This window comes from Stenotrophomonas sp. YJH_SMC_37 (assembly GCF_059370035.1).
In genome coordinates this window covers 42,679-55,204 of sequence record NZ_JCAFTG010000004.1, presented here as the reverse complement: position 1 = coordinate 55,204, position 12,526 = coordinate 42,679, and the positions used below count along the sequence as shown (strand labels likewise).

10 protein-coding genes are annotated in these 12,526 nt (G+C 67.4%); 2 read left to right on the top strand and 8 right to left on the bottom strand.

Annotated features, from left to right (window positions below):
* Nucleotides 1–60 precede the first annotated feature (60 nt).
* Nucleotides 61–1,518: a T6SS phospholipase effector Tle1-like catalytic domain-containing protein gene (locus AC5P8J_RS07160; protein WP_021202989.1), complete on the top strand. Its 1,458-nt coding sequence runs from the start codon at nt 61–63 to the stop codon at nt 1,516–1,518.
* A gap of 22 nt (nt 1,519–1,540) precedes the next feature.
* Here the strand turns inward: AC5P8J_RS07160 and AC5P8J_RS07155 are convergent, their stop codons facing one another.
* From AC5P8J_RS07155 to AC5P8J_RS07125, 7 genes are all read right to left on the bottom strand, one after another.
* Complete coding sequence (locus AC5P8J_RS07155; protein WP_155029009.1) at nt 1,541–2,365, bottom strand: ferritin-like domain-containing protein; 825 nt, start codon at nt 2,363–2,365, stop codon at nt 1,541–1,543.
* Nucleotides 2,366–2,374: 9 nt separating this feature from the next.
* The gene (purF, locus tag AC5P8J_RS07150; RefSeq protein WP_495216734.1) at nt 2,375–3,841 is read right to left on the bottom strand and encodes an amidophosphoribosyltransferase; all 1,467 of its coding nucleotides are present in this window, start codon (nt 3,839–3,841) and stop codon (nt 2,375–2,377) included.
* Nucleotides 3,842–3,871: 30 nt separating this feature from the next.
* Nucleotides 3,872–4,651 (bottom strand): CvpA family protein, encoded by a 780-nt coding sequence (locus tag AC5P8J_RS07145; RefSeq protein ID WP_019659549.1) that lies wholly within the window; start codon nt 4,649–4,651, stop codon nt 3,872–3,874.
* Nucleotides 4,652–4,697: 46 nt separating this feature from the next.
* Complete coding sequence (locus AC5P8J_RS07140) at nt 4,698–5,741, bottom strand: SPOR domain-containing protein (RefSeq protein ID WP_227853012.1); 1,044 nt, start codon at nt 5,739–5,741, stop codon at nt 4,698–4,700.
* A gap of 80 nt (nt 5,742–5,821) precedes the next feature.
* A complete protein-coding gene (gene folC / locus AC5P8J_RS07135; RefSeq protein WP_494539989.1) occupies nt 5,822–7,093 on the bottom strand; it encodes a bifunctional tetrahydrofolate synthase/dihydrofolate synthase in 1,272 nt (423 codons plus the stop codon).
* 35 nt (nt 7,094–7,128) lie between these two features.
* Complete coding sequence (locus AC5P8J_RS07130) at nt 7,129–7,773, bottom strand: histidine phosphatase family protein (protein WP_005408242.1); 645 nt, start codon at nt 7,771–7,773, stop codon at nt 7,129–7,131.
* Nucleotides 7,774–7,973: 200 nt separating this feature from the next.
* Entirely contained in the window at nt 7,974–10,136 is a 2,163-nt protein-coding gene (locus AC5P8J_RS07125) for a S46 family peptidase (RefSeq protein ID WP_134730173.1), read from the bottom strand.
* A 479-nt stretch (nt 10,137–10,615) separates the two neighbouring features.
* On the opposite strand from AC5P8J_RS07125, the gene tdh reads away from it, so the two are divergent.
* Entirely contained in the window at nt 10,616–11,638 is a 1,023-nt protein-coding gene (gene tdh / locus AC5P8J_RS07120; RefSeq protein ID WP_026346966.1) for an L-threonine 3-dehydrogenase, read from the top strand.
* Between the two features lie 118 nt (nt 11,639–11,756).
* Here tdh and AC5P8J_RS07115 read toward each other — a convergent pair whose 3' ends face one another.
* Nucleotides 11,757–12,452, bottom strand: coding sequence for a TorF family putative porin (locus AC5P8J_RS07115; protein WP_021202258.1), 696 nt, complete (start codon nt 12,450–12,452; stop codon nt 11,757–11,759).
* Between the last annotated feature and the right edge of the window lie 74 nt (nt 12,453–12,526).

Below are 12,526 nucleotides of genomic sequence, written 5' to 3'. Positions count from 1 at the left end.
TACACTTCGCCAATACACCGCTTTCGCGCTACCGTGACGTAGCCACGACGGGACATGCACATGGCTCCATCGCAGGACACGGACGAAGATGTCGGCTTGCTGCGGATAGGCCTGTTCTTCGATGGCACCCGCAACAACGCACACAACCTGGCACGCGGTCGCCCCCGGGTTCCGCAGCCACGTCCGGCGCAGCTGCGTGCGGATGACGATTCGACCTACCAGAGCCGGCTGACCAGCAGCTACGACAACGGCCTGACCAACATCGCACGCCTGCAGCAGCTGTATCCGGACAGCCGCCGCGATGCGATGGCCACACCTTCGCTGTCGATCTACGTGGAAGGCGTGGGCACCCGCGACGATGCCGACGACGACCTGATCGGACTGGCGTTCGGCATCGGCGCCAGTGGTGTGCGCGCGAAAGTGCAGCGCGCGCTGCAGGTGCTGCTTCCGGCCGCACTGTCGGGACTATCCGCACGCTGGCAGCGACCGCTGCATGGCGTGCAGCTGGACCTGTTCGGTTATTCACGCGGCGCTGCTGCCGCACGTGACATCGCCAACCAACTTCAGGGCTGGGACGGCGTGCGCTGGCGCCAGCTGCTACAGGCCGCCGGCCTGTCCTGCACTGCGAACTTCGCCCCGTCCACGCCGGTGCTGCGCTTCATCGGGCTGTTCGACACCGTTGTCGCGGTCAATGGCGGCCGCGCCGAGGAACAGCCGCAACTGGCGCTGCGCAGTGGCATCGCACGCCACGTCGTGCAGCTCACCGCGCGTGATGAACATCGCCAGCACTATGCACTGACCAGCGTGGCGCCGCCGTTCACCGAGATTGCTCTGCCCGGCGTGCACGCCAACATCGGTGGCGGCTACAACCAGCTCGACGAAGGGCCCAAGCTGCTCAGTCGCCCGCGCCGGCAGTTGCTGCGCCGCCCCGCGGTTGCCGACTACCAGATTCCTCCACTGGCGATGCTGCAGGCCACCACGGCCTATGCTGAAACACAGGCCGATGCCGAACGCTGGCGACAGCAGCTGGGCGTGGACGAGAAGGAAATCTGGGTGGATGTCTGGCACCAGTGGCAGCAGCAGCGACGCGCCGGCAGCCGCAGCGTGCTGTTGTCACCGGTGCTGTATGTGACCGCCGCTGTGGTACTGCGCCGGCCCATCGACTGGCGTTACCAGTTGATCGCACTGCAGGTGATGCAGCAGCAGGCCATCGATGCCGGCGTGCAATGGACTGCAAATGCCGCCGAGGTTCCCGGCTGGGAACTGCCGTCCGCCCTGCGGCCTATCGCACGGCGCCTGGTGGCCGGACAGCCACTGACGGCGACACAGGAGGCGCTGCTGCGTCGGCGTTACCTGATGCAGTCGGCGCACTGGAACTTCGATGCGCTGGGCGACACCGCACTGACCTACGCCGCCGATGCCGGCGTCAGCGAACTGCCGTACCGGCCAGGCCCTGGCTTGTTCTATATCAACCGGCCAACCGTGGATGGCAAGCGCGTGGTGTTGCCGAACGCATAAGAAAAGGGGACCTCCCCTGTTCTCAGCCGGCCTGCTCGACAAGGTTGGCCAGCTCATCCGCATCGAACCCGGCCAGCAGGCGCGCTTCCATGTTGAACGGCCCGTGCAGGTAGCCGCCGGCATACTCCACAAGCAGTTCCTTGAAACGTGCGCGCGGCTCGACACCGGCGCGGTCGCAGTACCAGCGGTACCAGCGCGAACCGGCGGCAACATGCGCCACTTCCTCACGCAGGATCACCTCCAGCACATCGGCGGTTTCGCCATCACCGACATTGCGCAGTTTCTCGATCATGCCGGGCGTCACGTCCAGGCCTCGCGCTTCCAGCACGCGCGGCACCAGCGCCATGCGTGCCAGGCCATCGTGCGCGGTCTTTTCGCACATTTCCCACAGGCCGTTGTGCGCGGGGAAGTCGGCGTAGTCGTGGCCATGCACCTGCAGGCGCTCGCGCAGCAGCATGAAATGCCGCGATTCGTCGTCGGCACAGCTGACCCAGTCGGCATGAAACGCCGACGGCAGGCCACGGAAGCGGTACACCGCGTCCCAAGCCAGGTCGATCGCGTTGAGTTCGATATGGGCGATGGCGTGGATGAAGGCAGCCCGACCTTCCACGCCACCCAGTCCGCGCCGCGGAACTTCGCGCGGATGCACCAGCATCAGCTGCGCTGGCCGGCCCGGCATGCGGATCGGTTCCGGCGGTGGCGCATCGGCCACCACCTTCAGGCGACCGGCACGGAACGCGGCCGCATACGCCTGGGTCAGCGCAACCTTGCGCAGCGGGTCGGCTTCGGCCAGGCACTGCTGCGCTGCGCGCAGCAGGTCGCCACCAACGTCGGGTACATCGACCACGCCTGGTCCTCAGGCGCGGCGCTTGTGCTTGGCGTCGTCCGACCGCAGCTGCTGGATGCGCTCGAAGTAGCCCGGTTCAATGCCGGTCGGGTAGTGGCCGTTGAAGCAGGACGAATCGAAGCTGCGCAGCGCCGGGTTGCCTTCGCTCACTGCCGCTTCCATGTCTTCCAGGTCCTGGTAGATCAGCCAGTCGCAGCCCAGGTGGGCTTCGATCTCTTCCACGCTGCGGTTGTGCGCGACCAGTTCCTCGGCCGCCGGCATGTCGATGCCGTAGATGTTCGGGTAGCGCACCGGCGGCGCGGCGCTGGCCAGATAGACCTTGCGCGCGCCCGCGTCACGGGCCATCTGCACGATCTGCTGGCTGGTGGTGCCACGCACGATCGAATCGTCCACCAGCAGCACCACGCGGTTGCGGAACTCAAGGTGGATCGGGTTGAGCTTGCGACGCACCGACTTCACGCGTTCGCCCTGCCCCGGCATGATGAAGGTACGGCCGATGTAGCGGTTCTTGATGAAGCCTTCGCGGTACTTCACCCCAAGTACGTTGGAGATTTCCAGCGCCGCGTCGCGCGAGGTGTCCGGGATCGGGATGATGGTGTCGATGTCATGATCCGGGCGCAGGCGCAGGATCTTCTCGCCCAGCTTGATGCCCATGCGCATGCGCGCCTTGTGCACCGAGACGTTGTCGATCATCGAGTCCGGGCGCGCGAAGTACACGTATTCGAAGATGCACGGGGTGTGCTCGGCCGGCTCGGCGCAGATCTCCGAGAACAGCTCGCCACGCGCGGTGATCACCAGCGCTTCGCCCGGCTGCACATCGCGCACGCGCTGGAAGCCCAGCACGTCCAGCGCGGCCGACTCGGACGCCACGATGTACTCGTCGCCCTCGGCATGGCTGCGCTTGCCCAGCACCAGCGGACGGATGCCATGCGGGTCGCGGAAGGCGACCAGGCCCAGGCCCAGCACCACGCTGACCACTGCATAGCCACCCTTGCAGCGGCGGTGCACGCCGGCCACCGCGCGGATGGCCGCTTCCGGGCTGAGCTGGCGCTGCTGTTCCAGTTCGTAGGCGAACACGTTCAGCAGCACTTCGCTGTCCGAATCGGTGTTGACGTTGCGGCGGTCCTGTTCGAACACCTGCTGGCGCAGCACCTCGGTGTTGATCAGGTTGCCGTTGTGGGCCAGCGCGATGCCGTACGGCGAATTGACGTAGAACGGCTGCGCCTCGTCCATGCCTTCCGAACCGGCGGTCGGGTAGCGCACGTGGGCAATGCCCACGCTGCCTTCCAGGGTGGACATGGTGCGGGCATCGAACACATCGCGGACCAGGCCGGTGGCCTTCTGCACGCGCAGGCGGCTGCCGCTGGCGGTGGCGATGCCCGCCGCATCCTGGCCACGGTGCTGGAGGACGGTCAAGCCGTCATACAACTGCCCGGCGACGTTCTGGTTGCCGACGATTCCGACGATGCCACACATGATGCGAGGTCTCCGCTGGGCTGTGCCCAGTTACAAGGAAGGTGGCCGTACCTGGCCGCGGTGGTCGCCGCGCACGCGGTCGACGTTGGCCGGATCGCCCGGCTCGATACTGTCCGGCAGTGCAGGAGCATCCGGGCGCACTTCCGCCGGATCGTAGGAATCGCCCTGTTCCGCTTTCGCAGGCCGCAGCCATCCGCTGCCTGCCACTACCTGGTTGAGGATGCCATTATCGCCTGCCGCGCCCGGCTTTCCCAACCCGGCGCCTGCGTTCTTGCCCAACTCCATCAATGCAGATGGGGACAGCGCGTCGGTCGGCAAGGCCTTGGGCAACAGATCGGCCCCGGGAACCTCCCAGTGCGGCAGCTTGCTGTTCATCCAGGCAACGGTGGGATTCAGCAGTGGCCGCACCGCCGAGCGCTGCCAGGAGGGCTCGGCAGTCAACGGGGTGAAACTGCCCAGCAGCAGCAGGATCGCGGCGATCAGGCCGCCCCGCACGGCCCCCAGCACCCCGCCCAGCAGGCGGTCCAGGCTGGTCAGCATGCTGCGGTGGACCAGAGCCTTGATGACCATGCCGATCACCGCGACCACGATCATCACGCCGATGCCGACGCCCAGGTAGCCGCCGACGAAGTGTTCGCCACCGGGGGCCGCCGGGGCAGCCCACCAATGGGCGGCATCATTGCCGAAGGCGAAGGCCGCCCACGCGGCCAGCAGCCACGACAGGGTGCCAATGACGATGCCGACGAAGCCGCGCAGCATCCCCAGCAGGGTGGAGGCGGCGATCACGATCAGCAGCACCACGTCGATCATGGCGCCCCGCTCCTTCGGCGGCGCTGGCAACGCGGCTGCGCGTGGGTCATGGGTGCGGCCGGACCATGCCGGCGACGCCGACCTTGGCGGCGACCTGCGCCTTCAGCTGCTCGGCATCGCCACGGTTGGCCACCGGCCCGACGCGGACGCGATGCAGGGTGCCCTTTTCGGTGCGCACCTGTTCGACAAAAGCACTGAAGCCGGCGGCGCGGACCTTGTCGCGCAGGGCGTTGGCATCGTTGGCCTGGCCGAACGCGCCCAGCTGCACGGCAAAGCCGACGCCGCTGGCGGCCGGTGCTGCCGGCGTGGCCGGGGCCGTTGCCGGCTTGCTCGCGGTGGCCTCCGGCTTCGGCTCGGGCTTCGGGGTTTCGGGCTTCGGCGCCGGCTTCGGCGGCTCGGGCTTGGCCGCCGGAGTGGTCGTTGCAGTCGGCGTACTCGGCGGCAGGCTTTCACTGCGCACCGGGTTGCTGCTGGCCGACGGCGCGGTGGCGGCGGATGGGGTACTGGCGCTCGGCGTAGCCGGTGCCGGGGTGGCTGCCACCGGGGCGCTGCTGTCCGCTGCGGCATCCAGGGTGATCACTTCGGCCTTCACATCGGCACGGATCTTCACCGCCTGCAGGCGGGCGGCCTCGGCCTGTGCACGGTCGGCGTACGGCCCCACGCGCACACGCCATGCCTGACGGCCGTTGATGGTGGTCGCTTCTGCGAAGCCCGGCAGCTGCGAGCGCTGCAGGTAGGCAATCACGGCATCGGCGTCGGCCCTGCTGCCGTAGGCGCCGAAGGTGACGGCGTAGTTGCCGGCAGCAACCGCCGGGGAGGTGTCCACGGTCGGCGGAGTGGCCGGCGTGGCGGCGTCCTGCAGCGGCTTGGCCTGCCCGGTCTGCAGGCCGGTGGCACCACCGGCCGGAGCCACCAGCGGTAGTTCACGGGTTTCGAACTGGCCATCGGCCGGCGCGTCCGGCGCGGCGATCGGCACCGAGGCCACACCGCTGTCCGGTGCAGGTCCCTTGACCAGCATCGGCAGGAAAATCACGGCCAGTGCGACCAGCACGATGGCACCAATCAGACGCTGTTTCAGAGGCGTATCCACGTGAGGCGGCAACTGTCCGGAGGTTGCGGTCGATTATACGGGTGCCGGACCGGACGGCGTCGGGATTGGCTGAACGTGGCTCAGGCGTTGCGCTGCAGCCACTGCAACGCGGCGGCGGCGGTATGGAAGGAGCCAAACACCAGTACGCGGTCACCGCGCTCGGCCCGGTCCAGTACCTGCGCCAGCGCCTGCTCGACCGAAGCGGCCAGCTGCGCGCTGCCAGCATCGGTCTCGGCCAGGCGCGCCTGCAACTGGGCGGCACTCTGGCCGCGCGGGCCGTCCAGGCCGGCAAGGGTCCACTCGCCAACCACGCCCTGCAATGCCTGCACCACACCCACCGCGTCCTTGTCCTGCAATGCGGCATACACCGCCAAGGTGCGCCCGGCCGACGCTTCGGCCTTCAGCGCGCGGGCCAGCTGGCCCGCCGCCTGCGGGTTGTGCCCGACGTCGACGCGGATCTGCACGCCATCTCGCTCGAACGCCTGCAGCCGACCCGGGATACGCGCCGCCGCGATACCAGCGGCCCACGCCGCGCGCGGCACCGGCTTGTCCAGCGCGCGCAGCGCAGCAATGGCGGCACCCGCATTGGCCAGCTGGATCGGCCCGGCCAGCGCCGGGGTTGGCAGTTCCATGCGCAGGCCAACGTCCCGCCAGCGCCAGCGCTGGGCATCGATCGGCTCGTAGAAATAGTCGCTGCCGCCGCGGATCGCGTTGGCACCCACCAGGTAGGCCCGTGCGAGCACGCTCGACGGCGGGTCGGTCTCACCCAGGATCACCGGCTTCCAGCCACGGATGATGCCGGCCTTTTCGGTGCCGATTGCTTCGCGGTCTTCGCCCAGCCATTCGGCATGGTCGATGTCCACAGTGGTGATCACGGCCACATCGGCGTCGACGATGTTGACCGCATCCAGGCGACCGCCCAGACCCACTTCCAGAACCGCCAGGTCCAGCCCGGCGTCGGCGAACAGCTGCAGCGCGGCCAGCGTGCCGTACTCGAAATAGGTCAGCGTGGTCTCGCCGCGTGCGGCCTCGACGGCGTTGAACGCAGCAACCAGCGCCGCATCGCCCACGTCCTGGCCGTCGATGCGCACGCGCTCGTTGTAGCGCAGCAGATGCGGCGAGGTGTACGCGCCAACCTTCCAGCCGGCGGCACGTGCAATGGCTTCGATGAAGGCGACGGTCGAGCCCTTGCCGTTGGTGCCACCAACCACGATGGTGCGCTTGCCCGGCGCCCCCAGGCCCATCGCGGTGGCCACGGCGCGCACGCGCTCCAGGCCCATGTCGATGGTCGCCGGGTGCTGGCGTTCAATGTAGTCCAGCCAGTCGGCCAGGGTGGTCGGGGTGTTCGTCACGGCAGGGGTTCCAGCAGAAGCAGGTGGTTCGGGAATCAGAGGGCGCGGTGCTTGGCTTCGCCGAAGAACGGCGTGTGGTGGGCGCAGTCGTTCAGGCGCACCACTTCCAGGCTGTCCAGGTCGGCGCCTTCGAGCAGGTTGAGCGTGGTCGGTGCCTGGCGGAAGGTCCACAGCCGGGAAAGCGGCAGGCCCAGCACCTTGCACAGGATCACGCGGTTGACCGCATCGTGCGCAACCACCAGCAGGGTGTCGTGCTCGCCGAGGCCTTCGGTGGCGCGGGCCAGGCCACGCCAGCTGCGCTCCAGCACCAGGCGCAGCGATTCGCCGCCGGGCATCAACACCGTATCCGGCTCCTCGCGCCAGGCCTGCAGGCGCGACGGATCCTTCTCGTGGATCTCGCTGGCCAGCAACCCTTCCCATTCACCGTGGGCGATTTCCTGCAGCTCCGGCTCGGTCAGCAGCATGTCGGCGCGGGCGGCGCCAAGCGCCAGCTGCGCGGTCCGCTGCGCGCGCGACAGCGGCGAGGCGACGGCACGGGTGATGTCCACCGAGGCCAGGCGGGCACCCAGGGCCTGGGCCTGGGCTTCGCCGATCGGCGAAAGCGGGATGTCGATCTGGCCCTGGTAGCGGCCTTCGGCGTTCCACGGCGTTTCGCCGTGGCGGGCAAGCAGGATGCGCATGCGTGCAAGGGGTCCTGGGGGGAGGAGGTTTCCGCGTTTCGTTCACATCCTGTGAAGCACGCGGAACAGGGATGATACCTGTTCGGCGCACCGGGCCGGGCCGGGCATGAAAAAACCCCGCGACGTGGGTCGCGGGGTTTCGGAATTCCCGGCCATCGGGTCGTGTTTGCCGGCCAGCGGCCGGCACTACCGCAACCGGTTTATTTCGCCAGGTTCAGTTCCTTCAGCAGCTGCGGCGCCGGCGCCACTTCCTGCATGATCCACTGCATGTAGCGGCTGTCGACGGCGATCATGCGGGTCATCACCGGGTCGAACACCCAGTTGGAGCTGACCGATTCCCAGTTGCCATCGAAGGCCAGGCCGACCAGCTTGCCGTTGGCGTCCAGCACCGGCGAACCCGAGTTGCCGCCGGTGATGTCCAGGTTGGACAGGAAGTTCACCGGCACCGAACCGATGCGCTTGTCTTCCAGGCCGCCGTAACGCTTGGCCTTGACCGCATCGAGCAGCGCCTTCGGCGAATCGAACGGATCTTCACCGGTCTCCTTCGCCGCCACGCCTTCCAGGGTGGTGAACGGGGTGTACGTCACGCCGTCCTTGCCATAGCCCATGACGTTGCCGAAGGTGATGCGCAGCGACAGGTTGGCGTCCGGGTAGACAAACTCACCCTGGCTCTTCTTGTAGTCGGCCACGGCCTGCAGGTACAGCGGGCGCGCGGTCAGCGATTCGCCTTCGCGGATCTTCTTCTGCTCTTCCTGCTTCAGCAGTGCCGGCATGACAGCCACGGCGTACTGGATGGCCGGATCGCTGCTGGCTTCAAACGCGGCACGGTCGGCCTTGAACCACTTCAGGCGTGCATCCAGGCTGCCCAGCTCGGTGCCCGACAGCTTGGCCACCACCGACTTCACCGCAGCGGCATCGCTGCCGGCCAGCCACTTGTTCAGCACGTCATTGTCGCGCTGCGCGGCCGGCAGGGCCACGTACTGCTCCAGCCAGTAGGCCTGCAGCTGCTGGTCCATCTTCGCCACGTAGCGACGATCCATCTGCTTCAGGCCACCTTCGATGGTGGTCAGGTCGCGTTCCTGGTAACCGGCTTCGCGTTCGGCATCCGGCTTGCTGCGCTCGATCGACAGGCGGTACAGGGTGATCGCCGCGCCAACGGCCGAGGTGTTGTTGAACTGGCCGACGAACAGGTCGCGTTCGCGGGTGGCCTTGCTGGTATCCAGATGCTTGAGCAGCTGCGCGTGTGCGGCCAGGGCCGGCTTGCCGGCAGCGCCCTGCTTCTTCAGCCACGCCAGCACGGCGGCTTCTTCAGCCTGCTTCTGGCCAGCGGCGTCGATGCGCTTGAAGCCTTCCAGCTGGCCCAGGTAGTTCTTGGCCACGTTGTTCATGCTGGCGGCGGTGGCGGCGTACTTCACCTTGACGTCGGCGTCGGCCTTGCCGGCGTCGGCGATCAGCTTCAGCACCGCGTTGTAGTGCTTGGCGATGGTCGGGTAGGTGAAGCTGGCGGTTTCGTTGAACTCACCGGCCAGCGCGTAGCGGTTGGTGCGGCCCGGGTAGCCGGCCACCATCACGAAGTCGTCGGCGCCCAGCGGCTGGTCGGCGAACTTCAGGAAGTGCTTGGGCTGGTACGGCACGTTGTCGGCGGCGAAGGCGGCCGGCTTGCCGTCCTTGCCGACGTAGGCGCGGTAGAACGAGAAATCGCCGGTGTGGCGTGGCCACATCCAGTTGTCGACGTCGCCGCCGAACTTGCCGACGCTGCCCGGGGGCGCGTAGACCAGGCGCACATCCTTGATTTCCATGTTGCGGAACAGGCGGTAGGTGTTGCCGCCGGAGAAGCTGTACAGGCGGCAGCGGAAACCGGCATCGGCCTCACAGGCGGCAACCTGGGCCTTGTCGAAGGCGTCCAGCGCGCGGCTGCGGGCCAACGGGTCATTGCCGGCGGCGGCGATGGCGGCCTTGGCCTGGGCGGTGACGTCGGTGATCTGGTCGAGCACGAACACGCGGGCGTTCGGGCCGGCGCTCAGTTCGTCCTTCAGGGTCGGCGCGTTGAAGCCGTCCTTGATCAGGTTCTTCTGCGCGGTCGAATTCAGCTGGATGGCGCCATACGCGCAATGGTGGTTGGTGACCACCAGACCCTGCGGCGAGACGAAGCTGGCGGTGCAGCCGCCGAGGGCGACGACCGCACCCATCGGGTCGCCGGTCAGGTTGGACAGCTGTTCCGGGGACAGCTTCAGGCCGGCCTTCTGCAGCGGGCCGGCGATTTCCGGCAGCTGCTGCGGCACCCACATGCCTTCAGCGGCATGGGCGACCTGGGCCAGCCCGAGGCTGGCGACGATGGAGAATGCAAGCAGGTTCGAGCGCATGGAGCGGCCCCTGGTAGTGGAACCCTCGATTGTAGCCCGCCGCCCTGCCCCGGCCCGAACCCCGGAAGTCATGGGCCTGCTTCTTGCTCTGCCACGCGCACGTCGGCCGCGCACACGGAAATCGTCCAGAGGGGGCGTGGTCACCCTGGACGGGACCGTTGGCGCCATGGGCCGGGCGCATGCGACTGGCGGGTTGGGCAGGACGCCCAACCCCGGTCTTGCCGTGTGCGCAGGATAGCGCGCACGAGCAAGGCGCCATCGAGCACCATGGATGGGCTTTTGCGTGTCCCGGCCAGGGTGACCACGCCCCCTTTCCCGGATCAGGGAGGCGCCGCTGTTCGCAGTACGTTCGAAACGCCCGCCGGCGCACGCCTTTCGTTCCACCACTGCACCCGCAGCGCAACATGGGAAATCCGCGCGGCACCCTATAATCCGCGCTTTCCCCCCTGATGAGTTCCACCCCGATGGCGCAGCAAACGATGAAGGCCCTGGTCAAGCGCGAAGCAGCCAAGGGCATCTGGCTGGAAGAAGTTCCGGTGCCGACCCCCGGCCCGAACGAGGTCCTGATCAAGCTGGAGAAGACCGCGATCTGCGGTACCGACCTGCACATCTACCTGTGGGACGAGTGGAGCCAGCGCACCATCAAGCCGGGCCTGACCATCGGCCACGAATTCGTCGGCCGCGTCGCCGCGCTGGGCTCGGCAGTGACCGGCTATGAGATCGGCCAGCGCGTCTCGGCCGAAGGCCACATCGTCTGCGGTCATTGCCGCAACTGCCGGGGCGGCCGCCCGCACCTGTGTCCGAACACCGTCGGCATCGGCGTCAACGTCAACGGCGCGTTCGCCGAATACATGGTGATGCCGGCCAGCAACCTGTGGCCGATCCCGGACCAGATTCCGTCGGAGCTGGCCGCGTTCTTCGATCCTTACGGCAACGCCGCGCACTGTGCGCTGGAATTCGATGTGATCGGGGAGGACGTGCTGATCACCGGTGCCGGCCCGATCGGCATCATCGCCGCCGGCATCTGCAAGCACATCGGCGCGCGTAACGTAGTGGTGACCGACGTCAACGACTTCCGCCTGAAGCTGGCCGCCGACATGGGCGCTACCCGCGTGGTCAACGTGGCCAACCAGTCGCTGAAGGACGTGATGAAGGAACTGCACATGGAAGGCTTCGACGTGGGCCTGGAAATGAGCGGCAACCCGCGCGCTTTCAATGACATGCTCGACTGCATGTACCACGGCGGCAAGATCGCCATGCTCGGCATCATGCCCAAGGGCGCCGGCTGCGACTGGGACAAGATCATCTTCAAGGGCCTGACCGTGCAGGGCATCTACGGCCGCAAGATGTACGAGACCTGGTACAAGATGACCCAGCTGGTGCTGTCCGGCTTCCCGCTCGGCAAGGTGATGACCCACCAGCTGCCGATTGACGATTTCCAGAAGGGCTTCGACCTGATGGAAGAAGGCAAGGCCGGCAAAGTGGTATTGAGCTGGAACTGATCCGCCCCACGGTAGCGCCGGGCCATGCCCGGCGTCACCGGAATGAAAAAGGCGCCCGATGGGCGCCTTTTCCAATGCGTGCCAGGCAAGCCCGGCACCTGCCGTAACGCCTGCGGCGTTACTTGCCGACGGCCACGCTCAGCATCACCCGGCTGTGGGCCAGCTTGCCGGAGTTGTCGCGGCCGTTGCCGTCGGTGCCGTAGTAGCCGAGGCCGACGTTGAACAGGCCGAACTGGCGCGCGACGCCGACGTTCCAGTCGGTGTAGTCCTTGGCGATGCCGTCCTCGAAGGTGCTGCGACCGACGTTGGCATTCAGGGTGAAGTCTTTCGGCAGGCCCCAGCTGCCGCCCAGGCCGAAGTACCAGCCATCGGTGCTGCTGTTCCAGACATCGTTGGTGTAGGCCACCGTCAGCTTGTAGGTCTCATCCAGCGTGGTGGTGGTGATCAGCTCGTTGTAGTTCAGCTCGCTGGCACCGAGGTAGGTGTAGCGGTTCAGCAGGGCGTCGAAATTGACGCGGGGCGTGACGTCAACGCCATAGCCAATCTGGTAGTCGACCTCGGTGCTCGGGTCGCCCGGACCGAAGTCGACGCCCGAACCCCAGACACCGGCATACAGGCCGACCGGCGAGGTGTAGGTGAACCCCGCCTGCAGGGTCGGCTTTTCGTCGGTCTGTGAGACACCACGGAACAGGTAATCGGAAACGGCGGTGACGTTCCAGCTGTACGGCGATTCGTCTTCCTGGGCACTGGCGGTGAACGGGGCGGCCATGGACAGGGCAGCGGCAATGGCGAGGCAGGCACGGGCGTGCTTCATGAGCGTCTCCGGTGGGGGCGGTGGCGTGGCGCGGAAGGCGGGGCGGCCGGAGCGGGACAGCGCCGGTTCACGAA